The sequence below is a fragment of the Stenotrophomonas sp. 116085_Sma genome, from assembly GCF_056479585.1.
Genome location: NZ_CM151057.1, coordinates 51,311 through 74,693 on the forward strand (window position 1 = coordinate 51,311; position 23,383 = coordinate 74,693).

General features: G+C 66.1%; 34 protein-coding genes. 10 read left to right on the forward strand and 24 right to left on the reverse strand.

Translation table 11 applies throughout. The annotated features are described in order from the left end of the window. Positions 1 to 87 precede the first annotated feature (87 nt). Positions 88 to 615 carry a GNAT family N-acetyltransferase gene (locus tag ACZK0Z_RS00230; protein WP_197633781.1) on the forward strand — a complete coding sequence of 176 codons (528 nt, stop codon included), beginning with the start codon at positions 88 to 90 and terminating at the stop codon, positions 613 to 615. 114 nt (positions 616 to 729) lie between these two features. On the opposite strand, the gene ACZK0Z_RS00235 is transcribed toward ACZK0Z_RS00230, so the two are convergent. Further along, a complete protein-coding gene (locus ACZK0Z_RS00235; protein ID WP_197633753.1) occupies positions 730 to 1,380 on the reverse strand; it encodes a DUF480 domain-containing protein in 651 nt (216 codons plus the stop codon). 101 nt (positions 1,381 to 1,481) lie between these two features. Here ACZK0Z_RS00235 and ACZK0Z_RS00240 point away from each other — a divergent pair, with 101 nt between their 5' ends. The 4 genes from ACZK0Z_RS00240 (at position 1,482) to plsB (ending at position 7,168) form a co-directional block, all read left to right on the forward strand. Then, on the forward strand, positions 1,482 to 2,405 hold the full coding sequence (locus tag ACZK0Z_RS00240; RefSeq protein ID WP_049430918.1) for a 5'-nucleotidase, lipoprotein e(P4) family: 924 nt from the start codon (positions 1,482 to 1,484) through the stop codon (positions 2,403 to 2,405). After that, complete coding sequence (pyrF, locus tag ACZK0Z_RS00245) at positions 2,402 to 3,127, forward strand: orotidine-5'-phosphate decarboxylase (protein WP_197633754.1); 726 nt, start codon at positions 2,402 to 2,404, stop codon at positions 3,125 to 3,127. The genes ACZK0Z_RS00240 and pyrF overlap by 4 nt, the downstream gene beginning before the upstream one ends. Positions 3,128 to 3,578: 451 nt before the next feature. Further along, on the forward strand, positions 3,579 to 4,532 hold the full coding sequence (locus ACZK0Z_RS00250; protein ID WP_197633755.1) for a hypothetical protein: 954 nt from the start codon (positions 3,579 to 3,581) through the stop codon (positions 4,530 to 4,532). Further along, on the forward strand, positions 4,532 to 7,168 hold the full coding sequence (gene plsB, locus ACZK0Z_RS00255) for a glycerol-3-phosphate 1-O-acyltransferase PlsB (RefSeq protein WP_049430913.1): 2,637 nt from the start codon (positions 4,532 to 4,534) through the stop codon (positions 7,166 to 7,168). Before ACZK0Z_RS00250 ends, plsB begins: the two co-directional genes overlap by 1 nt. Before the next feature lie 90 nt (positions 7,169 to 7,258). Here plsB and ACZK0Z_RS00260 read toward each other — a convergent pair whose 3' ends face one another. After that, positions 7,259 to 7,462 carry a YdcH family protein gene (locus ACZK0Z_RS00260; protein WP_049430910.1) on the reverse strand — a complete coding sequence of 68 codons (204 nt, stop codon included), beginning with the start codon at positions 7,460 to 7,462 and terminating at the stop codon, positions 7,259 to 7,261. Between the two features lie 91 nt (positions 7,463 to 7,553). Here ACZK0Z_RS00260 and ttcA point away from each other — a divergent pair, with 91 nt between their 5' ends. The 3 genes from ttcA to ACZK0Z_RS00275 are packed head-to-tail and all read left to right on the forward strand — an operon-like array spanning position 7,554 to position 10,267. Next, complete coding sequence (gene ttcA / locus ACZK0Z_RS00265; RefSeq protein WP_180849206.1) at positions 7,554 to 8,486, forward strand: tRNA 2-thiocytidine(32) synthetase TtcA; 933 nt, start codon at positions 7,554 to 7,556, stop codon at positions 8,484 to 8,486. A 36-nt stretch (positions 8,487 to 8,522) separates the two neighbouring features. Further along, complete coding sequence (locus tag ACZK0Z_RS00270; protein ID WP_005411825.1) at positions 8,523 to 9,428, forward strand: recombination-associated protein RdgC; 906 nt, start codon at positions 8,523 to 8,525, stop codon at positions 9,426 to 9,428. 59 nt (positions 9,429 to 9,487) lie between these two features. After that, positions 9,488 to 10,267 carry a M48 family metallopeptidase gene (locus ACZK0Z_RS00275; RefSeq protein ID WP_049430906.1) on the forward strand — a complete coding sequence of 260 codons (780 nt, stop codon included), beginning with the start codon at positions 9,488 to 9,490 and terminating at the stop codon, positions 10,265 to 10,267. A gap of 457 nt (positions 10,268 to 10,724) precedes the next feature. Here ACZK0Z_RS00275 and ACZK0Z_RS00280 read toward each other — a convergent pair whose 3' ends face one another. From ACZK0Z_RS00280 to ACZK0Z_RS00385, 22 genes are all read right to left on the reverse strand, one after another. After that, positions 10,725 to 11,048, reverse strand: coding sequence for a phage protein Gp27 family protein (locus ACZK0Z_RS00280; protein ID WP_057503404.1), 324 nt, complete (start codon positions 11,046 to 11,048; stop codon positions 10,725 to 10,727). A gap of 39 nt (positions 11,049 to 11,087) precedes the next feature. Then, a complete protein-coding gene (locus tag ACZK0Z_RS00285; protein WP_057503403.1) occupies positions 11,088 to 11,435 on the reverse strand; it encodes a Mor transcription activator family protein in 348 nt (115 codons plus the stop codon). Between the two features lie 5 nt (positions 11,436 to 11,440). Further along, on the reverse strand, positions 11,441 to 11,905 hold the full coding sequence (locus ACZK0Z_RS00290) for a regulatory protein GemA (RefSeq protein WP_057503402.1): 465 nt from the start codon (positions 11,903 to 11,905) through the stop codon (positions 11,441 to 11,443). Positions 11,906 to 12,076: 171 nt separating this feature from the next. After that, positions 12,077 to 12,790 carry a DUF2786 domain-containing protein gene (locus ACZK0Z_RS00295; RefSeq protein WP_082587862.1) on the reverse strand — a complete coding sequence of 238 codons (714 nt, stop codon included), beginning with the start codon at positions 12,788 to 12,790 and terminating at the stop codon, positions 12,077 to 12,079. 3 nt (positions 12,791 to 12,793) lie between these two features. Further along, positions 12,794 to 13,702: a recombination-associated protein RdgC gene (locus tag ACZK0Z_RS00300; protein WP_057503399.1), complete on the reverse strand. Its 909-nt coding sequence runs from the start codon at positions 13,700 to 13,702 to the stop codon at positions 12,794 to 12,796. After that, a complete protein-coding gene (locus tag ACZK0Z_RS00305; RefSeq protein WP_064968336.1) occupies positions 13,689 to 14,006 on the reverse strand; it encodes a hypothetical protein in 318 nt (105 codons plus the stop codon). The genes ACZK0Z_RS00300 and ACZK0Z_RS00305 overlap by 14 nt, the downstream gene beginning before the upstream one ends. Beyond that, entirely contained in the window at positions 14,003 to 14,674 is a 672-nt protein-coding gene (locus ACZK0Z_RS00310) for a hypothetical protein (RefSeq protein WP_057503398.1), read from the reverse strand. Before ACZK0Z_RS00310 ends, ACZK0Z_RS00305 begins: the two co-directional genes overlap by 4 nt. A 1-nt stretch (position 14,675) precedes the next feature. Further along, on the reverse strand, positions 14,676 to 15,287 hold the full coding sequence (locus tag ACZK0Z_RS00315) for a DUF3164 family protein (RefSeq protein ID WP_057503397.1): 612 nt from the start codon (positions 15,285 to 15,287) through the stop codon (positions 14,676 to 14,678). Then, complete coding sequence (locus ACZK0Z_RS00320) at positions 15,284 to 15,538, reverse strand: hypothetical protein (RefSeq protein WP_057503396.1); 255 nt, start codon at positions 15,536 to 15,538, stop codon at positions 15,284 to 15,286. The genes ACZK0Z_RS00315 and ACZK0Z_RS00320 overlap by 4 nt, the downstream gene beginning before the upstream one ends. Next, positions 15,538 to 16,017 carry a hypothetical protein gene (locus tag ACZK0Z_RS00325; RefSeq protein ID WP_057503395.1) on the reverse strand — a complete coding sequence of 160 codons (480 nt, stop codon included), beginning with the start codon at positions 16,015 to 16,017 and terminating at the stop codon, positions 15,538 to 15,540. The genes ACZK0Z_RS00320 and ACZK0Z_RS00325 overlap by 1 nt, the downstream gene beginning before the upstream one ends. Continuing rightward, positions 16,014 to 16,241 carry a hypothetical protein gene (locus ACZK0Z_RS00330; RefSeq protein ID WP_008265784.1) on the reverse strand — a complete coding sequence of 76 codons (228 nt, stop codon included), beginning with the start codon at positions 16,239 to 16,241 and terminating at the stop codon, positions 16,014 to 16,016. The genes ACZK0Z_RS00325 and ACZK0Z_RS00330 overlap by 4 nt, the downstream gene beginning before the upstream one ends. Beyond that, positions 16,234 to 16,509: a hypothetical protein gene (locus ACZK0Z_RS00335; RefSeq protein ID WP_040006676.1), complete on the reverse strand. Its 276-nt coding sequence runs from the start codon at positions 16,507 to 16,509 to the stop codon at positions 16,234 to 16,236. The genes ACZK0Z_RS00330 and ACZK0Z_RS00335 overlap by 8 nt, the downstream gene beginning before the upstream one ends. Next, complete coding sequence (locus ACZK0Z_RS00340; protein WP_024957596.1) at positions 16,499 to 16,888, reverse strand: hypothetical protein; 390 nt, start codon at positions 16,886 to 16,888, stop codon at positions 16,499 to 16,501. The genes ACZK0Z_RS00335 and ACZK0Z_RS00340 overlap by 11 nt, the downstream gene beginning before the upstream one ends. 1 nt (position 16,889) lies before the next feature. Then, positions 16,890 to 17,192 carry a hypothetical protein gene (locus ACZK0Z_RS00345; RefSeq protein ID WP_057503394.1) on the reverse strand — a complete coding sequence of 101 codons (303 nt, stop codon included), beginning with the start codon at positions 17,190 to 17,192 and terminating at the stop codon, positions 16,890 to 16,892. Continuing rightward, the gene (locus ACZK0Z_RS00350; RefSeq protein WP_057503393.1) at positions 17,192 to 17,434 is read right to left on the reverse strand and encodes a hypothetical protein; all 243 of its coding nucleotides are present in this window, start codon (positions 17,432 to 17,434) and stop codon (positions 17,192 to 17,194) included. Before ACZK0Z_RS00350 ends, ACZK0Z_RS00345 begins: the two co-directional genes overlap by 1 nt. Beyond that, on the reverse strand, positions 17,427 to 17,663 hold the full coding sequence (locus ACZK0Z_RS00355) for a hypothetical protein (RefSeq protein ID WP_057503392.1): 237 nt from the start codon (positions 17,661 to 17,663) through the stop codon (positions 17,427 to 17,429). The genes ACZK0Z_RS00350 and ACZK0Z_RS00355 overlap by 8 nt, the downstream gene beginning before the upstream one ends. Before the next feature lies 1 nt (position 17,664). Beyond that, positions 17,665 to 18,840, reverse strand: a complete 1,176-nt coding sequence (locus ACZK0Z_RS00360; RefSeq protein ID WP_057503391.1) for an AAA family ATPase — start codon at positions 18,838 to 18,840, stop codon at positions 17,665 to 17,667. Beyond that, the gene (locus ACZK0Z_RS00365) at positions 18,837 to 20,651 is read right to left on the reverse strand and encodes a DDE-type integrase/transposase/recombinase (protein ID WP_057503390.1); all 1,815 of its coding nucleotides are present in this window, start codon (positions 20,649 to 20,651) and stop codon (positions 18,837 to 18,839) included. Before ACZK0Z_RS00365 ends, ACZK0Z_RS00360 begins: the two co-directional genes overlap by 4 nt. Before the next feature lies 1 nt (position 20,652). Then, a complete protein-coding gene (locus ACZK0Z_RS00370) occupies positions 20,653 to 21,603 on the reverse strand; it encodes a DUF3102 domain-containing protein (protein ID WP_231298637.1) in 951 nt (316 codons plus the stop codon). Next, positions 21,603 to 21,896 (reverse strand): helix-turn-helix domain-containing protein, encoded by a 294-nt coding sequence (locus ACZK0Z_RS00375; protein WP_057503388.1) that lies wholly within the window; start codon positions 21,894 to 21,896, stop codon positions 21,603 to 21,605. Before ACZK0Z_RS00375 ends, ACZK0Z_RS00370 begins: the two co-directional genes overlap by 1 nt. Then, positions 21,893 to 22,126 (reverse strand): hypothetical protein, encoded by a 234-nt coding sequence (locus ACZK0Z_RS00380; RefSeq protein WP_057503387.1) that lies wholly within the window; start codon positions 22,124 to 22,126, stop codon positions 21,893 to 21,895. Before ACZK0Z_RS00380 ends, ACZK0Z_RS00375 begins: the two co-directional genes overlap by 4 nt. After that, a complete protein-coding gene (locus ACZK0Z_RS00385; protein ID WP_024957605.1) occupies positions 22,123 to 22,332 on the reverse strand; it encodes a hypothetical protein in 210 nt (69 codons plus the stop codon). The genes ACZK0Z_RS00380 and ACZK0Z_RS00385 overlap by 4 nt, the downstream gene beginning before the upstream one ends. A gap of 110 nt (positions 22,333 to 22,442) precedes the next feature. Between ACZK0Z_RS00385 and ACZK0Z_RS00390 the strand changes: the two genes are divergently transcribed. Both ACZK0Z_RS00390 and ACZK0Z_RS00395 read left to right on the forward strand, forming a co-directional pair. Then, on the forward strand, positions 22,443 to 22,829 hold the full coding sequence (locus ACZK0Z_RS00390) for a helix-turn-helix domain-containing protein (RefSeq protein WP_064968338.1): 387 nt from the start codon (positions 22,443 to 22,445) through the stop codon (positions 22,827 to 22,829). Positions 22,830 to 22,863: 34 nt separating this feature from the next. Then, the gene (locus ACZK0Z_RS00395; RefSeq protein ID WP_231298636.1) at positions 22,864 to 23,337 is read left to right on the forward strand and encodes a hypothetical protein; all 474 of its coding nucleotides are present in this window, start codon (positions 22,864 to 22,866) and stop codon (positions 23,335 to 23,337) included. The last annotated feature ends 46 nt before the right edge of the window (positions 23,338 to 23,383 follow it).

Below are 23,383 nucleotides of genomic sequence, written 5' to 3' on the forward strand. Positions count from 1 at the left end.
GCGCGCCAGCCACGGAAAAGAAAAAAGAAAATCAAAAGCAACAGCCGGGGGTGAGGCAGAATCGGGGTTTCGGCTGGAGGTCTGCCTGTGCAACCGATCGAGAGTGAACGCCTGCGCCTGCGCCGCATCGAGCCCGACCGCGACGCGGCGCCGATGCTGACCCTGCTCAACGATCCCGGCTTCCTGCGCTTCATCGGCGACCGCAACGTGCGCAGCGAGGAACAGGCGCGCGAGTACATCGCGCTGCGCGTGCTGCACAGCTATGCGTTGAACGGGTTCGGCATGTACGCCATCGAGCGCCTGTCTGACGGCGCTTGGCTGGGCAACGCCGGGCTGGTGCGGCGCGATGGCCTGCCGGGGCCGGACATCGGCTATGCCGTGCTGTCGGAATTTGCCGGGCAGGGGTATGCCGGTGAGGCGGCGCGGGCAGTGTTCGCGCACGCCCGTGGCGCGCTGGGCCTGCAGGATCTGTATGGCATTACTGATCTGGACAACGTGGTGTCCGGGAAGATCCTGCTGGGCCTGGGCATGCAGGAGCGCGGGGTGATCCAGCTGCCGGGCGTGGACAGCCCGAGCCGCTTGTATGCCACGCCGGGTGCGGCAGAGGTCGGGTAGTGCCGGCAGCTGGCCGGCAACCCGAGGTGGCGATGGGGTCAGAGCCCGCAGTGCGGGATCCGACCCCGGTGGGCTGATCGTGGTGGGTGCCGACCAACGGTCGGCACCCACCCTTCAGCCCCGCAGTTCCGCCAGCTGTGCCTGCAGTTCGGCCACGGCCGCTTCCAGCTGGGCCACGCGCTCGGCCAGGCCCGGGTCGGCGGCCTCGCTGCCGCCGCCAGCGCTGGCGTACGTCGCTGCCAGCGCAGCGCCATCCACTTCGCCGCACAACAGGTGCATGTAGCGGTCCTCGCGCTGGCCGCTGGCGCGCGGCAGCACCACCAGCAGCGCGCGTTGCTGCAGGCGCTCGATGGCGTGGCGGGCTTCATCGGCATCGGCGAAGCGGTGCAGGCGCTCGCTGCGCGAGACCAGCTCGCCCAGGGTCTGCGGCCCGCGCAGCAGCAGCATGGCCAGCAGTACGGTCTGCTGCCGGGTCAGGTCCAGCGCGCCCTGCAGCCGGTGTTCGTAACGGTCGGCGCGTGAAGAAAAGTGCTGGCGTGCCAGCCCAAGTGTCTCCAGCTGGCGCAGGGCGTGCTGCACGCTGCCAGCGTCGATGTTCATCACCGGCTCGCGGGCGGTCTTCTGGTTGGCGGCCGACTGGGCCGCGTTGACCGTCAGCGGATAGGTATCCGGGGTGGTCGCCTCCTTCTCCACCAGGCAGCCCAGCAGGCGGGCCTGCACGGCATCGAGCAGGGGGACGTCGGGAGTCTGGACGGAATCGGTCATGGCGGCCTCCGGAGGGGCAACGGGTCAACCACCAAGCATAGCCGTCCCAGGGCCGCCTTTGCCGGTAAAATGCGCCGGTATATCTGATTGCCGGTGAATCCATGCGTCGTCCCGTTTCCCTGTCTGTGACCCTGCTCGCCACCGCGGTGCTGGGCCTGTCCGCCTGCAAGCGCGTGGAGGCGCCTGCCGCTGAAGCCGCTGCCCCGCAGGCTCCGGCCGCTGCCGCCAAGGCCGATGGCGCACCCGATGCGATCGCCAACGACAATCTCAACGCCGTGCTGTGGATGCAGCGCGCGCAGGAGTACAAGGCGATCACCGAGCAGACCTACCGCGCCGCCGCCGACCACCTGGATGTGGCGCTGAAGGAAGCCCACTGGGATGCGCTGGTACCGGAGGAGCGCGGCAACGAGGCCAAGGGCCTGAAGCCGGCAGTGGTGCTGGACGTGGACGAGACCGTGCTGGACAACTCGCCCTACCAGGCGCGCCTGGTGCGCGATGGCAAGGAATACGATGAACTGAGCTGGGACCAGTGGGTGGCCGAAAAGAAGGCCAAGGCCATTCCCGGCGTGGTCGATTTCGCCAAGGCCGCCAATGCCAAGGGCGTGACCCTGCTGTACATCTCCAACCGCGCCGTGCACCTGAAGGATGCCACCCTGGCCAACCTGCGCGAGCAGGGCCTGCCGGTGGCCGATGACAGCGTGTTCCTGGGCCTGGGCACCGTTGTTGAAGGCTGCGAGCAGGCCGGCAGCGAGAAGAACTGCCGCCGCCGCCTGGCCGGGCAGAAGTACCGCGTGCTGATGCAGTTCGGCGACCAGCTGGGCGACTTCGTGGAAGTGACCGCCAACACCAACGAAGGCCGTGACGCCCTGCTGCAGCAGTACCACGACTGGTTCGGCGAACGCTGGTGGATGCTGCCGAACCCGACCTACGGTGGCTTTGAGCCGGCGCAGTTCAACAACGACTACAGTCAGTCGCGCCAGGCCCGTCATGACGCCAAGCGCGCCGCGCTGGACTACGCACCGTGAGCCGCGCACCGCTGCCGCTGCGCGATGACGAGCGCCTGATCTTCGCGCTGGACGTGCCCGACCGTGTGCAGGCGCTGGAGTGGGTGGACCGTCTCGGCGACAGCGTGGCGTTCTACAAGATCGGCATGGAACTGCTGGCCTCCGGCGAGTACTTCCAGGTGCTCGATGAGCTGGCCCGCCGCGACAAGCGCGTGTTCGTCGACCTGAAGTTCTTCGACATCCCGGCCACCGCCGCGGCGGTGATCAAGCGCCTGTCGCAGTGGCCGGTCAGCTACGCCACCATCCATGGCTGGCACCCGGCCATGATGGAAGCCTGCGCGGCCGCCAACGGCAGCGACATGCGCCTGCTGGCGGTGACCGTGCTGACCTCGATGGGCCGCCCGGACCTGGCACAGATGGGCATCGACCGCGAACCGGTCGACGTGGTGGTCGAGCGCGCGCTGGCCGCCCAGGCCACCGGCATCGATGGCGTGATCGCCTCGGGCCAGGAAGCGGGGCCGATCCGCGCTGCCACGGGCGCGGGCTTCTCGATCGTCTGCCCGGGCATCCGTCCGGGTGGCCCGGTCGGCGACGACCAGAAGCGCACCGTTGGCGTGGCCCAGGCCTTCGCCGATGGCGCTGACGCCATCGTGGTCGGCCGCCCGATCCGCCTGGCCACCGATCCGCAGGCCGCGGCACGGGCGATCCAGCAGGAAATCGCGTCGGCGCTGGCTGCACGCTGAGATTCCGCGGCCAGAGCTGCACGCTCGAACGCCACCCCGTCCCGCGCGGGGTGGCGTTTTTGCATCCGGCCTGGGGAGCGGTTGTGCCCGAATCGCCACAAAACATGCCGTAGATTCCACGGGCTTGGTGTTACGGGTCATTAAATTAAATAAAATCAATAAGTTATATGACACTACGTGAAGTGTTGCCTTAACTTGAGAGGCAGCGTAGGATCGCCGCCATCCGGTCCTCGGGCCGGACATGTGCCACAACACTGTCCACCGGCCTTGTGCCGGCTTGAAGAGCCTGTGATCCCCCGTGATCCCGGCTCTTTTTTTATGCGCGGCGCCCGGTCCGGGGTCAGATCCCTTCTGCCCCTGGCAGAAGGGATCTGACCCCAAGTTGCCCCCCGGCTTGCCGCTGTCACGTCGCAGGCCGCAAGATGCGGACCGGTCCGGGGAGTCCGAGTGCATGAGCGTAGCGGTGCGAGGAAGGTCTGCGCGTGGGTGGGGGCTGGCAGCCATGCTGCTGCTGGCGGTGGCTGCGTGCCGTGATTCAGCCGACGATCCGGCCAAGCCGGCAGCCGAGCCGGTCGCGGCGGTGCAGGCGATGGCGCTGCGCCTGGCCGAGGACGATCTGGTCGGCTACGCAAAGCTGTCGGTGCCGCCGAGCCAGTACCCGCGCCTGCAACAGGCCTGGACCGAAGGCCACAGCCAATGGCCGCTGACCGAACTGCCGCTGGGCGACCAGCTGCTGCCGATGCTGGCCGCACTGCGCAAACCCAATGCCAGCGCCGAACTGCAGCGCAGCTTCGATCGCCAGCTGGCCGGACAGGCCGGCGCCGTTCGCCAGGCCGCACAGTCGATGGGCAACTTCGGCGTGCAGTATCTGCGCCATCAGAAGGGCTACACACCGGGCCAGCAGGCGCATTACATCGCCCTCGTCGAAACCCTCGCCAGCTGGGCGCAGGGCGCACCCATCAGCGACCGTGCGCGTGCCCGCAGCACCATCGCCGCGCTGGTCGGCGCCGCCAACAAGGTCGGCTTCGGCGACGAGGCCGGCCTGCAGGCCGCGGGCATGGAAGGCAGCCTGGAGCAGCTGGCGCCGTTCATCCACACCCTCAAGGCGGTGCTCGGCAGTTACGGGCTGGGCGTGGATGACGCGTTGCGCAGCGTGCGCGGCGAACTGCTGTCGGTGGAAGGCGACAACGCGCTGGTACGCCTGCGCTACGACCTCGCTGGTCGCGAGATGAGCCTGCAGCTGCCGCTGAGCCGGCGCGAAGGCCACTGGTACCTGACCCGAACCCTGGCCGACACCGACGCCCTGCTGCGCAAGGCCGATGCGGCCCGCGCCGCCGCCGCACCCGAACCGGCTGAAGCCCCCGCCGAGGATGGGGAAGCGGCAACGCCACCGCCTAAGCCATAATGGCGCCGATGTCGAAACAGAACCCGCTGCCGTTCCCCGGCGAAGAATCCCAGTCGACGCCCGCCGATACGGTGCCGGCGTCCCCCTCGACCGGTACCGGCCCAAACCCGGTACCGCCGCCCGCGCATGCGCGTCCGGCCGGCCGCCGCCCGCTGTGGGCTCGCCTGCTGGGCCGCCTGGTCGAGCCGTGGCTGTCGCTGAAGATCGAGCCGGAAGACCCGGGCCAGTACAACGATGGCCGCCCGGTCATGTATGTGCTGGAAGACTACGGCCTGTCCAACGCGCTGATCCTGGACAAGGCCTGCCGCCAAGCTGGCCTGCCGTCGCCGCTGGTGCCGCTGGCCGGCGACCCCACCGGGCGCAAGCGTGCTTACCTGGCACTGTCGCGTCGCAGCTCCAGCAATTCGCTGATCCCCGAGCAGCGTGGTGCCAAGACCCATTCGGACTCGCTGGCCAAGGTCCTGCAGGCGCACCGCGTGCGCGAGGATCTGGATGTGCACCTGGTGCCGGTGTCGATCTTCGTCGGCCGCGCGCCGGACAAGCAGAGCGGCTGGTTCGCGGTGCTGTTCTCGGAAAACTGGGCGCTGGTCGGCCGCTTCCGCCGCCTGCTGGCGGTGCTGCTGAATGGCCGCAGCACCATCGTCCGCTTCGCACCGCCGATCTCGCTGCGCAACACCGTCGACGAAGGCCTGGAGCCGGAGCGCACGGTGCGCAAGCTGCAGCGCGTGCTGCGTACCCATTTCCGCCGCATCCGTGAATCGGTGATCGGCCCGGATCTGTCGACCCGGCGCCTGCTGGTGGACCAGGTACTGGCCGCCGAACCGGTACGCGAGGCGATCGCCGCGCAGGCCAAGCGCGACAATTCCAAGCCGGCCGATGCCTGGAAGAAGGCGCACACCTACGCCTGGGAAATCGCCGCGGACTACTCCAGCCCGGTGGTGCGGTCGGCCAGCTTCATGCTCAGCCACGTGTGGAACCGCATCTATGCGGGCGTGCTGGTGCACCATCTGGACAAGTTCAAGGCTGCCGCACCGGGCCACGAAGTGGTCTACGTGCCCAGCCACCGCAGCCACATGGACTATCTGTTGCTGTCCTACCTGCTGTACGACCGTGGCATCGTGCCGCCGCACATCGTGGCCGGCATCAACCTGAACCTGCCGGTGGTCGGCACCCTGCTGCGCAAGGGCGGTGCGTTCTTCATCCGCCGCTCGATCCGCGGCAACGCGCTGTACTCGGCCGTGCTCAGCGAGTACGTCGCGCAGCTGGTGGCCGGTGGCTACTCGCTGGAGTACTTCGTCGAAGGTGGCCGTTCGCGCACCGGCCGCCTGCTGCAGCCCAAGGGCGGCATGATCTCGATGACGCTGCGCGCGTTCCTGCGCCAGCCGCGCAAGCCGGTGCTGTTCCAGCCCATCTACATCGGCTACGAGAAGCTGATGGAGGGCGGCAGCTACCTGGACGAACTGTCCGGACGACCGAAGGAAAAGGAATCGATCTGGTCGCTGCTGTGGGGCATCCCCAAGGTGCTCAAGCAGAACTACGGCCAGGTGGTGGTGAACTTCGGCGAGCCGATCGCGCTGAACGACGTGCTGGCCGAGAAGGCCCCGGAGTGGAAGGGCGAGGCGGTCTCCGAGGACGAGAAGCCGGCGTGGCTGTCGACCACGGTGGATACGCTGGCCGAACGCATCCAGGTGCGCATCAATGGCGCCGCCGACGTCAACCCGATCAACCTGCTGGCGCTGGCGCTGCTGTCCACGCCGAAGCACGCGATGGGCGAGGCCGACCTGATCGCGCAGATCGAGCTGTGCAAGACCCTGCTGGTCGAGATGCCGTACTCGGATCGGGTGACGGTGACTCCGCACTCGCCGGAACGGATCATCGCCCACGCCGAGGAAATCAACGTCCTCACCCGCATCAAGCATCCGCTGGGCGACGTGCTCAGCGTCAGCGGCGATACCGCGGTGCTGCTGAGCTACTTCCGCAACAACGTGCTGCATTTGTTCACCGCCTCGTCGTGGGTGGCCTGCTGCTTCCAGAACAACCGCCGCATGAGCCGCACCGGCCTGGTCCAGCTGGGCCGCACGGTGTACCCGTTCCTGCAGGCCGAGCTGTTCCTGCCGTGGAGCGAAGACGAGTTCGCGCAGCGCATCGACCAGACCATCAACGTGTTCGTGCGCGAGGGCCTGCTGCAGAACGTCAACGACGACGACGGCGGCATCCTGGCGCGCAACACCGGGCAGACCGACGAGGTGTTCCGCCTGCGTGCGATCGGCCACTCGCTGCAGCAGGCGTTCGAGCGCTACTACATCGCCATCTCGGTGCTGGTGAAGAATGGCCCGGGCGTGCTGGGCGCGGCCGAGCTGGAAAGCCTGTGCCAGCAGGCGGCGCAGCGCTTGAGCCTGCTCTATGCACCGGCCGCGCCGGAGTTCTTCGACCGCACCCTGTTCCGTGGCTTCATCCAGAAGCTGCGCGAACTGCGCCTGGTGTGGCCGGACGAGAACAGCAAGCTGCTGTTCGACGAGCGCCTGGATGCCTGGGCCAAGGACGCCAAGTTCATCCTCGGCCGCGAACTGCGCCACACCATCGAACGGGTCAGCCCGGAAGCGGCCCGCCTGGACGAGCCCGCGCCACAGGATTGAAGGTAGCGCCGGGCCATGCGGTGGGTGCGGACCGTGGTCCGCACACCTTCCGTCTGTGCCAACCAGGGTTGGCACCCCCCAGGACCGGCGCTACGCCGGTTCGTCGGGAATCTGCAGGCTTTCCAGCTTGGCGATGCAGTCCTTCAACTGCAGCTTGCGCCGCTTCAGGCGCTTGGATTCCAGTTCGTCCTCGCCATTGGCGGCCATGCGGGTGATCTGTTCATCCAGCAGGCGATGCTCGGCGCGCAGGGCAGCGAGGCGTTCGACGATCTCGGCGGGGCTGTAGGTGTCCACGACCTCCGAGCATACACAGCGATGATGACTGCCGGGAGAGGGGAATCCCGACCCCCGGCCGGGGCGGCTCCGAGCCGTTAGAATGGAACCCATGAGTGCCGTGATTTCCCTTCCCGATCCCCTGCCGCGTTCCCAGCCGCGCGCCGCCCGCGATCCGCGGCTGGCCGAGCGCGAACAGCACAAGCTGGCCAAGCGCCTGCGCCGCCAGGTCGGCGAGGCGATCGCCGACTTCGGCATGATCGAGGCAGGTGACAAGGTGATGGTCTGCCTGTCCGGCGGCAAGGACAGTTACACCCTGCTGGACGTGCTGCTGCAGCTGCAGAAGAAGGCGCCGGTGCCGTTCGAGCTGGTGGCGGTGAACCTGGACCAGAAGCAGCCGGACTTCCCCGAGCATGTGCTGCCGGAGTACCTGGCCGGGCTGGGCGTGCCGTACCACATCATCGAGCAGGACACCTATTCGGTGGTCAGCCGGGTCATTCCGGAAGGCAAGACCATGTGTTCGCTGTGCTCGCGCCTGCGTCGTGGCGCGCTGTACAACTACGCCGAAACCCACGGTTTCACCAAGATCGCGCTGGGCCACCACCGCGACGACATGGTGGCCACGTTCTTCATGAACCTGTTCCACCACGCCAAGCTGTCGGGCATGCCGCCGAAGCTGCGCAGCGACGACGGCAAGCATGTGGTGATCCGGCCGCTGGCCTACGTGCGCGAGAGCGACATCGTCGACTACGCGCAGGCACGCCAGTTCCCGATCATTCCCTGCAACCTGTGCGGCAGCCAGGAGAACCTGCAGCGCCGCCAGGTCGGCCTGATGCTGAAGCAGTGGGAAAAGGACCACCCGGGCCGCATCGAGCAGATCGCGCGCGCCATGGGCGAAGTGCGGCCCTCGCAGCTGGCTGACACCACCCTGTTCGACTTCATGGCGCTGGGCCGTCGCGACGACGCGCCGCTGCCCGACGCCCATGCCTGGCTGGCCGGTTCCCCGGCCGACGCCGACGCAGATCCCGAGACGCCCGCCGTTTAAGGCCGGCCGCCCTTCCTCTTTGCCATCCGGAATTCCATGTTCTTTCGCAACCTGACGTTCTTCCGTTTCCCGACCACCACCGATTTTTCCGAAGTCGACACCCTGCTGCCGCACGCCCTGCTGAAGCCGGTGGGTGCGCTGGAAATGAACTCGCGCGGTTTCATTTCGCCGTTCGGCCGCGAGGAGAAGGAACTGCTCTCCCACCGCATCGCCGAGCACCTGTGGCTGACTGTGGGTGGCGAGGACAAGATCCTGCCGGCGGCGGTGGTCAACGACCTGCTCGAGCGCAAGCTGGAGGAGATCGAGGAGAAGGAAGGCCGCCGCCCGGGTGGCCGCGAACGCAAGCGCATGAAGGACGACCTGCTGCATGAACTGCTGCCGCGCGCCTTCGTGAAGTCTTCGCGCAACGACGCCTTCATCGACCTGCAGCACGGCTACGTGGCGGTGGACACCTCCAGCCGCAAGACCGGCGAGTACTTCATGTCCGACATCCGCGGCCTGCTCGGCAGCTTCCCGGCCATGCCGCTGAACGCCGAAGTCGCGCCGCGCTCGATCCTGACCGGCTGGATCGCCGGCGAGCCGCTGCCGACCGGGCTGAGCCTGGGCGAAGAGTGCGAGATGAAGGATCCGGTGGAAGGTGGCGCGGTGGTCAAGTGCCAGCACCAGGAGCTGCGTTGCGACGAGATCGACAAGCACCTGGACGCCGGCAAGCAGGTGACCAAGCTGGCACTGATCTTCGAGGACAACCTGTCCTTCGTGATCGGCGACGACCTGATCGTGCGCAAGCTGAAGTTCCTCGACGGTGCCCTGGACCAGCTGGAGCATGCCGACGAAGACGGCCGCCGCGCCGAGTTCGACGCCCGCTTCGCCCTGCAGAGCGCCGAGATCCGCCGCCTGTTCCTGTTGCTGGAAGAAGCCTTCAAGCTCAGCAAGGCCGACTGAACAGGCAGCCCGACGGCCGCCGGTCATCCGGCGGCCCGAAGCAGCGCTATGCTGGGCGCATGAGCCGTCTGCTGCGCCGCCTGATCAGCCCGACCCCGCCCGCCACCGTACAGCGCGACACCGTTCGCCTGCGGCTGGAGGATGCCGAGATCGAGGTGCTGCGCGTGCGTGATCCGCGTGCGCGGCGCATCAAGCTGAGCGTGGACGAACGCGGCGCGCGCCTGACGCTGCCGCCGCGGGCAAGCCTGGTGATGGGCGAACGTTTCCTGGAACAGCACCGCGACTGGCTGGCGCTGCAGCTGCGCCAGTACCAGGGCCAGGGCCTGCCGGCACCGCTGCAGCCGGGCGAGGACGGCGTGCTGCCCCTGCGCGGCGAACTGCTGCCGCTGCGCTGGCAGGAAGGCCGCTACGCGCGCCTGGAGATCGACGCGCACGGTGCCTGCGTGCAGTGGCCGACCCGTGGTGGGGACGCCACCCTGCGCCGCCTGCTGCGCGAGTTCTACGAAGCGCAGACCCGCGCCGACGTCGGCCGCTGGCTGCCGAAGTACCTGCCTACCCTGCCGCGCGCACCCAGCCGCCTGCGGCTGAAAGTGATGTCCTCGCAGTGGGGCTCGCTGGCGCCCGACGGCAGCATGGCACTGGACCTGGCCCTGGTGCTGGGCCGCTCCGACGCTTTCGAGTACGTGCTGGTGCACGAACTCTGCCACCTGATCCAGCCCAATCACTCACCCGCGTTCTGGCACGAAGTGGAGCAACGCTTCCCCGCCTGGCGCGAGCAGCGCGACTACTTCCAGCTGGAAGGGCGACGCCTCAAAGCGATGCTGCGCCAGCTTCTGTAACTGTAGAGCCGAGCCCACGCTCGGCTGCCGTTGAATGCAGCCGAGCATGGGCTCGGCGCTACAGAAGCGCGCACAGCGCGCGACCCGCTCCTGTTCTTCCTTCCTTCTTCCGTGGTGGGCACACCGGAAACTGTCCGTGGCCGGGTGGGGGGGGGTTGGGCAGGACGCCCAACCCCGGTCTTGCCGTGTGCGCAGGAAAGCGCACACGAGCAAGCGGCGACCGAGCTTACAAGGGTGAAGGCGCTTTGCTTGCGAAGCACTGCTTCGCAAGCGCCTGAACGAACAGCCGCCAGCGGCTGGGCCGGGCCCCGGAGGGGGACTTGCAGCGACCCCTGCGCAATCCACCCTGTGCAGGGGTGGGATATATGGGGGCCGCTGGCGTGATAAATGCGGGACTATCCCGGACAAAGCGGGACTACCGCTCGCTTACGTCGGCGACTGATTGCGCCTGGTGCAATCAGTCGCCTGCTCGTTCCAAGGCCGCGAGCTCGGCGAGGATCTGATGCTCACGGACCCTCAGCTGGCCAAGTTCGACCAGTAGACCGATCTTGCTGCTGTTCAAAGCCCCGGATTGTCGGCGGCGCTGCATCATCGTGGCGATGACACCCCCACCCTCAGCATCAAGCGTACGAAGTTGCTGGGAGTAGTCATTGATAGCCGTCTTGCTGATCGAGAATCCGAGGTCGGCCAGCCATTTGGAAAGCTCGACAGACTGGGAATACCCGTTCTTCCGCAACCTTTCGTGTGCCTCGGCCAGAATTTCAGGTGGCAACGTGGCCATTTTGGGCGGTCTGGGCATAGCTTCTCTCGGAAGGTGCAATCAAGGGGAGTTGAGGAACAGGTTCATCTGGTTCAGGTTCCGATCCCGAAGGATGGCTCTAGCCAGCAATTTGCGAATGCCCTGTTCGGACATCCTGTACTGCTTCGCCAGGGCAGGGATCGTTGTGCCCGTTCGTTGGGCCTCGAGTATCTCACGCTCGCGAGGGGTGAGCTTAAAGGCTGCATCCTGAGGAAAGTAGATCGTTTGGCCACCCCAGTTCTCGGCCAACATATCGGCCACTACCGCTCCGATATGCTCGGCTGCATCGTCATCGAGGCCGAACTTCCGCGCAGCTTTGGCCGCCGCCTCAGCAGCATTGTCCAACAGCGCGTTACGGCGGGCCTCCATCGACCTCATGCCGAAGGAGCCTCCCGCCGGGCACGGCGATTGGCGTCGATCTGAAGAGCGGCAATCACTTTGGACAGCTGATCCGGGTTGCACCATTCCAGGCGTCCTACCTTGAACATGTGGCGGGCCACCGAATGTGCATATTCCCACTCGCGCCCCGAATCGGCCAGCAGCGCCTCGATCTTGGACAGCTGCGGGGACAGGTCGCCCTTGGGACGACCGGCCCAGCGCTTGGCCGCATACGCTGCCTTGGCGGGGATGCCACCCAGGCGGCGCAACTCATTGGCGATCGCATCGAGCTGCCGGCGATCGCACTTGCCGGCGCTGCGCTGGGCAACGCCATGCTCCCTGGATACACGCTCGACCAGGTCACGGTAGACGTCCTCGCAGAGGCTGAGCTTCTTGGCACCGGCGTGGATCGCGGCCAGTACCCGGTTACGGCCGTCGCCGGCCTTGCGAGCGCGGGTCATGCCTTGCTCCTTGCGGCCTGGGCGGCTCGGAGGGCGATCTGCCACGCCGGAACCTCCAGGCCGGACTGATCCAGAAGCCGCAGCAGGCCGGCTCGGGATCCGGCCACGATGCGGCCGCCAGCCGTCAGGACGTCGGCGATCTGGGACTTCTTGGTAAGGGGAGCCCTTCGTTCAGTAGCCACCGGTCGTCTCCAGCTTCTTCTGACCTTCCTCCAGGCCTTGGTTGAGCTTGGCCTGCCGCCCTGCGTCATAGCCGCTGGCGTAATCGTCGGCTTTGGACCGCCCACCTTTGATTTGCTTGCCGGTGCTGACCTCAACTTCGCCGCAACGAAGGCTCACCGCTGCGTCGATAGACTCACGGCGCCCTTCCGGCAGCTCTGCACGCGGGAACAGTCGGTAGATCGCAGCCACCCAGCCGAGTGCAAACTCTTCTGCGCGGCGCTGGCGATTCGCCAACTTACGAACGCGTGCAACGTGACGGGCCTTGTCGCGCTGCAACTGGCGGCGCAGCACGGTGAAGGCATATGCGGCGATCTGAGGATCGGCACCAGCACCGAAGAAGCGGAGCGTGGTACGGCCCTGCCAGATGAACTGCTCTTCCTTGAAGGACATCCCACGCTGGCGATTGCCGATCACGCGGCACCTATAGCCATCGGCAACCAAGGCGGCCAGGGCAATCAACGACTGGGGCAGATCACCACCACGAAAGCCGGTTGCGGCCTCGGTATCGCCGATTTCACTGGTGGCCGCGTCCGACTCGGTGAGGCCATAGCGGTCCATCAGCGCCCGAGCCTGGCGCAGTGCCGTCGCCGCCTCGGTGGCATTGGATGAGGCCGCCAGGCGGAGACATGCCTGGATCTTCCGCAAAGCTTGATCACGGGTCATCGATCAACCCTCCCGGCCAGAGAGCTGGAAGGCTTGTTCCAGCATCAGGAACAGGCGACGGATCTCGCCGCTCTGCAGGGCAAAGCGGGCGTCGAACTCGGCGCGGCGGCCGTCGGCATCGGCCTGCTCCAGTTGGGAGAGCGCGCCGTCCAGGAACTTCAGCTTGCGCAACACCAGGTCATCGCCCAGCTCGAAGGACAGCGCGTCCTCCAGCACCAGGGCCAGCTTGGTGACCTGCTTGCCGGCATCCAGGTGCTTGTCGATCTCGTCGCTGCGCAGTTCCTGGTCGCTGCAGCGCACCTTGGCGCCACCCTCGACCGGATCACGCAACTCGGCGGACTCGCCAAGGGACAGGCCTTCCGGCAGAGGCTCGCCAGCGATCCACCCGGTCAGGACCGAGCGCGGCGCGACTTCGGCATTCAGCGGCATCGCCGGGAAGCTGCCGAGCAGGCCGCGAATATCGGACACGAAGGCCTCAGCCACCTTGCGGCTGGAGGTGTCCACGGCCACATAGCCGTTGGCAAGGTCCAGAATAGCGTCGTGGCGGCTGTTCTTGACGAAGGCCTTGGGCAGTAGCTCGTGCAGGACGTCGTCCTTCATGCGCTTGCGCTCACGGCCACCCGGTCGACGCCCCTGTTCCTGTTCCATGACCTGAAGACGACTCTCCAGCGCACGGTTGACCACCGCGCCGGGCAGGATCTTGTCCTCGCCGCCCACGGTCAGCCAAAGGAAGTCGCCCTGCCGGCAGGACAGGTGCTCCTGCTCCTCGCGGCCGAAGGGGGAAATGAAGCCGCGAGAGTTCATTTCCAGAGGGCCGACCGGCTCCAGCACGCCATACGGCAGCACCGTCTCCACTTCGGAGAAGTCGGTGCTGGTTGGGAAGCGGAACAGCACCAGGTTACGCACGAACATGGCGGTTCTCCTCTGAGTTGGTGCCACCGTTGGCGGCGCTCATTGCACCCCAACGCAGGCGGCGCGGATGCTGGGAACACCACGCCAACCAGAGGCCCAGTGCGTCACCCTTTTCCCGCTGCGTCTGCGCCTCTGGCACGCCCGGTACAAGCAGCATCCCCTGCAGCAGTCCCTTTCCGTGCCTGGCTGCGACGCTGATCACCTTGCGCAGCTGTGCGCCGCTTCCTTCTGCGATGAAAATCGCACCGTCCGGCACACTCGTGCCGAACCCGATCTGGCCATTGGCCCAGCAGTACGCGATCACGAGTGCACCCCCAGGAGGTTGATTGGGCCACTGCGCTGCAAGACCAGCACCGGCGGGTGGAGCAGCAGCTCGAGAATGGCGTTGAGGGCCGCTTCGGCTTGGGCTTCGCACTTCTCGGCCATGCCATGCCCAACCTGGCGAGCAATGGCCGTGGCCACGTTCCGCTTCGTCTGCGGGTCGCGCAGGCCACACACGAAGTCGAGCCCGTCCATGCGCCGGATCGCGTCAGCCGTGGTAGACGCCATCGCACCTACCGCCCGCTGGGCGCACGGACCGCACATCGGCGATTCCGCCAAGCCGGTGGGCATGTCGCAGTTGACGCACGCGTTGCGCGGGCCGGAGGTGGCCACCTCAACGTCGGTACGCTCCTCGAAGAACAGCAGGGTCGGCTGCGAAATGTGGCGCTTCAGTCGCCAGGGAAACCCGTCGCCTCGGGCCTCGATGTACTGCAAGGCCAGTTGGACGCTGCCGCGAACTGGCCCGCTTACAGAGCCGCAAGTCGAGTCGTAGCCGCGCACGCCGTCCAGCTCAATGGACGGAGCATGGATCTCCACGTTCGCACGCGCAGCCTGGTCGGCGATCGCCACTGCCAGCACCAGGGTGTTGGCATTCAGTGCACCGCGAACGCCGTCGAAGCGGAAGGTGCAGGTGTCTCGGATCTTGGGCATGTCAGACCCCCGCCACATCGAGGGAAATCGGCTGGTACTGACCCCGTGCATCGCGCTCGTAGAAGCGCACGTAGGTCTTGCTGCCCACCACCGTCACCGCATCACTGATCGCGGTCATTGCCCGCTGCCAGCGGGCGTCATCGAACTGCAGCCGGCGCAGTGACAGCACCTCTGCCGTCTTGATGCTGCCGTCCTGGCCCACCTTGAAGGCGCTGTTGACCAGGGTGCGCAGCTCGGCGCGTGAGCCTTCGGTCCAGTCGTTCAGGCACTCATCGATGAGGGCCTTGGCAGCCTGCAGGCGCTCATCGAACTGGATGGTGTCCTGGCAGGCGCGCAGGATCTTGAAGCGGCCATCGTAGGAATACAGGCTGACGTTGCCCTTGTCGCCGCCGATCTTGGCGCCGTACTGCTCGCCGCTGAGCTGCACGAACGCGCCGATATCGGTGAACGTATCCGCTTTGAAGGTGCGCAGGGCTTCGCGCAGCTCCAGGGCGCGCTGGATCTTCTCCTGCACCAGCTGGTCACGCGTCAGATCGATCGGTTTGATCTGTGCCTCGGGCACCAACCGACCATTACGGTCCTCGCGGTAGCCTTCGGGAATGGATGGGGTCATTGGGCGCCTCCTTGGGCGGCGGGGGTGACAAACGGTTGAGTGGGCCGAAGGACGTCCGGGACGCCTTCGACATGGATAGGGCTGTTGGCGGTGAACCAGTCGGCGCGCCAGCGGCGGGCGGCATCCAGCGAGATGCCGAGCAGGCCGGAAATGCGCTGTGGGGTGAGCTGGCGCGGGTTCTGTGTACGGGCCCACAGTGCAAAGCGCATCGCGCGCAAGTGGTCGTAGCGCTGACGGCCTGTACGTGCCATCACTCCACCCCGCCGAAGATGCGATCGAAGTGGTTGTGCAGCGAATCGACCAGGCGGCCACCGAGGTAAGGCGGCAACTCACCTTCCAGATCCTCCTGGGACTGGCATACGGTGCCGATGGACGGCGTCAGGGGGCCTTTGTCGAAAGCGGGGCCTTTGTAGCCGCCAGCAGCAGATTGGGCCTTCTGCGTCCCTGTCGTCCCTGGCCGGGTACCACGCACGCGCTGTGCCTGCGCGGCGGCCAACGCCGTCGGGTCGATCTTCCAGTCGGGGTTGAGGCGGTAGTTGCGGGCCGGCCCTTCGCCAACGCGCAGGATCATTCCGCATCGCACCGCCTTGGCGACCGCGTTGGACACGTAGCCGCGATACTGGAAGCCGTGCTCCATCACCCGGTCGATCAGGTCGTCAGACCGGACCACGCTGCCGCCCAGCGACAGGGCGATAGCATGCTGCAGCGCGGGGCTGGGGACGGCGCTCATGGCTGAACAACCTGCGGCTGCGTGATGCCGGCTTCCGTACGCGTCAGCACGATGACCGGTGCAGGGCTGGGCGTAGTGCGAGCGACCACGCAAACCACCGCGCGGTGCTTGCCGTCGACCTTGCTGCGGGCCTGGGCGTCTTCGATCGCCTTGTCCGAGTCGGTGAAGGTGTCGCCACCCACCCACTCAGCAGGGACCACCAGGAACTGGCCGCGCTCAGCCATGAGCCACCTCCCGCAGCATCGGAGGACGCTGGGTCCACTCCAGCTGCACGCCCTGGTACTCAGCGGCCATCACGCGGTCCTGCCCGCCGCTGCCGTTGGGCTGGCGGCGCTTGAGGTGGCCACCCACCATCGTGGGAGGGCGGTCCAGAATCAGCACCGCGCGACGGCCATTGCTGTGCAGGCCCAGGATCTCGATGCCGCTGTTCTCCAGCTCGCGTGCCGTGTTGGCGGCGGCATACAGCACGTCGGAATTGCGTTCATGGTTCATGGTTGGATTCCTCGTCGGTAGCGGGCTTGTCCAGCCCGAGTTGTCCGTACAGATCCGGGAGCGCAACGCGCTTCATCGCGCTGACCTGCTCCAGGGAGGTCATGGCGCGCCCGACCAGGAAGGTGCAGGCGCGATCCAGTTCGGCCGCACTGGCGGCCAGGTGGTAGCCGTGAGCCGGGTGGGCGCAGATCGGGTGTCCCTCGCGCCGCAGCTGCTCGATGATCTGGCGCAGGCGGCGCTCGTCGGCGGTGCTGGTACGTGAAGTGATCTGCTGCACCAGGTCGCGGGCGGTGATGCCGTTGACGGCGCCGCGACGGCCCTGCAGCTGCAAAAGCACCGTCTGTGGGGACAGCTCTTGCGGTAGCAGGGCCAGCTGCATGTCAGTCGGCCCTCCGATCAATGCCGGCGGCGACGGCCAGGTCGACGATTGCGTCCGCATCCAGGTACCAGCGCTTGCTGGTGCTGGAAGACGTGACCTGAATGCCATAGCTGGGCAGAAGATCGATCCCGTACTCGCCGCCGGTCTGCATGTCCAGGATGTACAGCGTGGCCACCGCTGAGTCCTCCAGGAAGGGCGGCTTGCTCGCCACCATCCCTACGGGCCGATGGCGCTTGGGGTGGGCGCTGTGGCTCTTCCGGTTGCGCACCTGCCCGTGGCAGCGTTTGAGCGTCGGAACGGCCATCACTCCTCCTCGTCGTCGTCGCCGTCGCGCAGCTGGTCGACCAGCGCACGCAGCTGCTGCAGGTTGAGGCTGTCCAGGAGCGAGGCCATGTTCTGGCCGTCCCGCCAGTCGATGTGCGCTCGGCGGAACAGATCCCGGTGCATCACCGTCACCTGGCGATCGGGGAGTTCCGCTTCGCGCAGCAGCTGATGCGCGAAGCTGCGCAGGTACGGCAGCCCGTCGGTGGCGGCGCGGTCAGCCATTCGCCACCCCTTCGCGCTGAAGCACGTCGGCTGGGACATGGGCGATGATCCGTTCCCAGCTGGCGCGGGGCACGATCACCACCTGCAGGATGTCCAGGTTGATCGGCTCGGGCTTATCCTGAACATCGAAGGGGATCAGGATGGCCTCGGTAGCGAACGGCCACTGGTCGCCCTGCGGTGCCCTCACCATCGCTTCTGCCACCGGCCAGCCCTCAGTTCGGATCGCCATCTCACACCCCCCGCACGACATCAGCGGTGACGGTTGGCACGCCCAGGTCAGCGGCGCGGTTCATCGCCGCGGTCAGCGCGTTCTGGACGGCCAGCGGGTACAGCAGCGACCCTGCGCCGCGCGAAGGGACCAGCTTGGCGCGCAGGGCATCGATGGCCCCCTGTTCCACGACCTTGTCCAGAGGCACCTGGGCACGCTTGAAGCGGTGCGAAAGGTACGCTCCCAGCTCGTTATCCAGTGGCGGAAGCGTGATGATTTCGATGCGCTGCACGACTTCGCGCACCTCCGGGTTGTGTTCGGAGAGCTTCACGCCCAGCTCGGGCTGGCCGATCAGGATCACCGACAGCAGCGGGCGCAGGCCGTCCTTCAGCTCGCGGAAGCGCTTGAGGTGCTTCAGGGTTGGCAGCGGCAGGCTGTGAGCCTCCTCGATCACCAGCACATGGCTGTGGCCCGAGCGGGAACTGTCACGCAGAGATTCGTGCAGCTGGCGGAAGCGGGATTCGGGGCTGCTCTTCGGCTTGGCCAGCGGGGCGACAGCGGCCATGATCGCCTCGGCGATATGGTGGCTGCGCAGGGTCTTGCCCACGGCATCGCTGCCTTCGCTGGCCAGCACGTAGGGTTGGATCACGATGACGGCCTGTTCCTCGCGCTGGATGCGATCGACCAGATCTTCGCGCAGCGTGCTCTTGCCAGCACCGCTCTCGCCGATCACCGCAGCAAAGCCGCCGTGGCGGGCTACCTGGTACATGCTCTCGCGGACATAGCGAATGTCCGGCGACAGGAACACCTCTTCGGCGCTGGCCGGATCGGCGAAAGGATTGCTGGTGAGGCCGAAGTGACGCTTGGCCTGTGGAGTCAAAGCCTGAAAACGCAGTAGCATGGGATCTTCCTCGTCGTGAATGTCGTTGTCGTTATCGGTGTCTTGCGGTGGGGAAACCGGGGCTGGCGTGACCCCGCACGTCGGCCCCTCCTTTTCATGCCAGTGGGCGTCGGTTACGCCGTGCTGGGTCAGGCAGGAACTGATGGCAGCGCGCACCGCTGCCGGATCGCAGCTGGTGGGCAACTGGCCGTGGTTGATCAAGGCATTGAGGGCCGGACGGCTCAGACCTGCAGCACTGGCCAGGTCTCCCTGCTTGATGCCAGCCTCGGTGAGCAGGCGCTTCAGACGCAGCGTCATGCAGCACCTCCTTCCACAAGGCGCAGGCCGCCACGCTCAGGCGTCGCCAAGGCCTGTGCCCAGGATTCGACCTGATCCACCGGCAAACCTTCAGGCCAGCGCTGGGCGGTGCGGGCATAGTGGTCAGCCGTCCAGGCCGAACCCGCAGCCTCCAGCAGAGGCTTCAGACGCATGGCCGCTTCCACATGGTTCAGCGGCGGCAGCTCGGCGCGGATGGGCGTGACCGAATCGACCGTGAAGCGAGGGGCCTCGACCACATCGGGGACCGCGACGTCGACGCGATGACCCCGGCGCGGTAGGTGCTGGATCTCCGGCGCCTGCTGCACCGACTTGTAGGGGTCGATACGGCCACCGAACGGCATTGCCTTGGCCTTGCGCTGCGCCTTGGCTTGCTCGTCGGTCTCGGCATCCATCGCCAGGCGCTCGACCCGCTTGCGGTTTGTGTCCGCCGGGGTGTCGGCGTGCGCGTGGTATGTGCCGACCGCCACCGCACCGGTGAACCCGTATGCGTCTGCTTCCAGCGGCTCCATCGTGTACCAGGTGTCGCGGCCAGCATCGTCGGTAAACAGCGCCTGCGCACCGAACTCGCTACCGAAGGCATTGCGGGCGACCGTGAGCTTCTGGCCCACGATCACGCCCGGCACGCCCGACACGTCGTAGGTTCTGCCCAGGAAGCTGATCCGCAGCAGCGGGTTGACCTTGCGCAGTTCCGGTGCGCGGGTGGCCAGCTTCATGCAGTCCTCGGTCGCCGGTACCAGGCGCAGCTGATCGGGCTTGATCGTCATCCACGCCTGGTAGCGCGAGGACTTGTGCCGGGTGTGTTGAGCGGTGGTATTGAAGTTGCGCATCCAACGCCACGCCGATGCGTTGAGCTGCTCCAAGCTCTGCACGTTGTCGAAGCGAAGGCGGTGCTCGAACTTGCGTTCGATCAGGTCGTTGGTCTTTTCGACTTGGCCCTTTGCCCACGGCTGGCCCGGCTGATTGATCCAGATGCGAATACCCAGGGCCGCGCACAGGTTCTTGAACATCGCACCCGTATTGGCGCTGCCCGGGTCCACCATCACCATCGTCGGTGCGCCACAGAACGGATCAGCCGCACCGCGGTACTGCATGGCGTTGATGAAGGTGCGGCACAGGTTCTCGCCGCTCTCGGCGCCCAGCACGTATTCCACGTAGAAGGCGCCGCTGGTGTGGTCGGTGAACACGTAGCGCCAGACGCGCTCGTTCTCGACGCGCGCCAGGTTCTTGGGCTTGTTCTTGTAGAACTCGCTTGCCGGCATCGCATGCAGGCCGTCCTGGCGCTTGAGGTAATACAGCACGCACAGGCTGGGATCGGCCTGCCACACCTGGTTGGGATGTTCGCTGGCCAGCTGTACCTTCGGTGCGGGTGCCGACAGCTGATCAGGGTGCAAGCGGTTGGTGCGCAAGGCCTTGGCTGCCGAGCTCTCGCTCAGCAGTCGGATCTCGCCGGTACCGGCATCCACAGTCTCGCCGCGCACCATGCCATTGGCGCGCAGCATGTCGATGGCCTCGCCGATGCTGGCCAGGCGTTTGCCGGTGCCGCGACGCGACTCCAGCAACACAGCGGAAATCAGTTCCAGTTCCTGCTGGGTCCAGTCGGAGTTGCCCCGATCGCTGCGGCGCTTGCGCGGCTTCAGCGAACAGGTCAGCTTCGAGACCTGTCGGTACAGCGTCTGTACGCTGCAGCCCCATTCGGCGGCGTATCGCTCGGCAATGGCGCGTTTCTGGCCGTGCTCGGCGCAGAGCAGGTCAGCGGCGGCCTGCTCGATCAAGCTGGCGCTGAGGGCCATGTCAGCCCTCCCGCTTCCAGTCGGCCAGGCGGCGGTCATGAATCACCGTGACGCCCACCTCCTGGTGGTCGCGGACAAGGCGCAGGTCGTTGATCAGGCTGGCGATGATCCCGGCCACCTGTTCATCAACATTGAGGTCGTGCTGCTCGGCGTGCTGCATGAGCGCGATCACCGCCCCGCTGAAGCCGGCTTCTTCACTGCCGGTGGCGATGGCTAGACGGACCTGGGAGGTTGCGAGCTCCAGTTGGGTCAGCAGTTCCTGCGACTGCTCGTCCGGAGTGGCCTTCTTCCACTTCTTCTGCGCTTTTGCCGTCTTCTCCTCCGCCTTGTTGAGATCGTCGCTCAACTTGGTGATGCGCTGATCCTTGGCCTCAAGGTCGGCGCGGGCGTCGCGGATGGCGGCGCGGAGTTCGGCACGGGACATCGTCTCGACGTCATCGAGAGAGAGCCCGCCGGTCTCACCTTGTTCCGCGAGCTCGGTGAACTGCTCCTCCGGCAATGAAAGAAGTTCGATCAGCCGACTCTGGGTCTTGGTGGCAGCCACCAAATGCGTCGCATGCGACGCATTTGGGAGCATGGAGACGCGACGAGCGGCCTCCATCATGCGCTGGGCTTGCCGGGGCTCGATGCTCAGGCGTTCAAGCATTCCCTGCCAATCGCCATGCGTTGCGCATTCGCGGGCAACCACCAGGTAGCGGCCGGCGCGCAGGAAGGCTTCGCAGCCCCGGCGCAGTTCGCCGCGAATGGCGTTCTCGTAGTGGTCCGGGTGCCACGGCAGGCCGTCACCGAACTGATCCACCACCTCGCTCTGGTGCTCACCGAGGGTAACCAGCTCCTGGCTGCGCTCGGCCAGCTTTTCCGCGTCCAGATCCTGGACAACTGGCTCGGCCTGGGCGAGCGGCTTGGCGCCGCGCTTGTTGAGTTGCTTCTCTGCCATTTCGATCCTCGTCATCAGTTGGGGCTACGGCTGTAGCGGTTCTTGAAGTCGTCCAGCTGGCGCTCTTCACGAGCCACCTCGGCTTGATGGGCCAAGGCGATCTGGACAATTCGGGGGGCCAGGCGCCAGTTTTCCTGGTCGAAGGGGGAGCGTTCGACCAGGCCGTCTTCGGCCAGGCGCTGCAGGTTGCGCAGCGTGGTGCTGGGGGATTCGCCGATGCCGTCGGCGATCGGCTTCAGGCGCAGACCGGTGCGGCTGTGCCCGGCCAGGGTGAACAGCAGGCGGGTGAAGATGCTCTGCTCGCTCATGCCGCAGCACCCTGTTGACGGCGTGCCAGCTCCGTCAGGATCCGGACGGCGCGGCGGTCGGCTGCGTCGACGGCACCAGCCAGCGGCAGGGTGTTGGCCAGCGGCTCGTCTGATTCGACGGCGCACTGCCAGTTGTTCACAGCGGTGGCGTACTGGTCACGGGCCGAGGCAAGCAACAGCTCCAGTTCGCGGGTCGGGACTTCGTCCAGGGGGCGGCCGGCGGTGCTCATGCTGAGGCGCTCAGGCCTGCGGCCTTCAGCAGCCGGCGCCGCAGGGCCTGACCCTTCGGGCCGTTCCAACGCCCGATGAGGACGTCCCGGGCGTTCTGCGGGGGGACGCCGTTCTCCATGCACCAGCCGCGGAGACTGGTGCCCTTGCCAACGAAGGCGGTGCGGACCTTGAGGTGAAGATCCAGGCTGGGGGCGGGTTCGCTCATCGCGTGTATCCTTTGATCCTTGTTCCATTGGTTGGCTGCTGTAGGCGCTGCCAGTGGAAGTAATGATGTTCCCGTGCGGGAACACTTGTCAATACCCGAGCGGGAACAAAATGACTGACGGAAACTCAGAGAACGACAGCCGGCGCGACACCGGCGAAAGGCTTAGGTTGATCCGGGGCGATAGAAGCCAGAAGGACTTCGCTGAGCTGCTCGGCATCGGGCGAACCACGCTCATCCGGTACGAGGCGGGAACGCGGCCAGTAGAGGTCGAACTGCTCGTTAAATTGAATCTGCTATTCGGTACTCAACCGCTCTGGCTTCTCACCGGCATGGGCGCATCAGGAGAAGGGGTGCAGTTGACAAGTCGCGAGGCGATGCTGCTGAACAACTACCGGAACAGTCCTGAAGACGCGAAGGTGGCTCTTGAAAAAACAAGTGCTGCGTTCGCCCAGTCGAAACCGGAACTCAAAACGAAAAAGCACGGCTCGTCAGAGTGATGTGGCGTAAGAGCAAATCAACCAGGGGGAAAACATGAAGTGGAAAGTGCTCGCTATTGCTGGCGCAGTGCTGGTGATATCTGTCAGCGGCTGTGCCACCAAACGCTATGGCCGGTTGCAGCCGTTAACTGGCTACGAGACGTTGAACTATTCTTGTGAGCAGATCCGAATTGAACTATCCAAGGTGGATGCCTTTGATAGGCAGGTCGAGCAGCAAGCAAAGTTCAGCGGCATGTCCATTGCCAGCTTTTTGGGTGACTTTGGGATCGGAAATGTGATCGAACGGAATGAAGCAAAGAGGACGTCAGTGGAAAGGCGAGCTCAGCTTCAGGGGGCTTTTGCCGCCAAGCGATGTGGAGACGTTGAAATTCCCAGGGTAGAAGCCCCGGGTCCTGCGGCGATCGCACCTTCCGCTGTAAATCCTGGTTATCAACCTTCCAAACCGGAAACACCGCCCGCTGCCTCTGTCAACAGTTGGTGGGAAGCGCATAAGCCCAAGGGCGAATAGTCTTCTGCAGCTACGCACGTCGCGAAGGGATCTGCACAGTCCCACG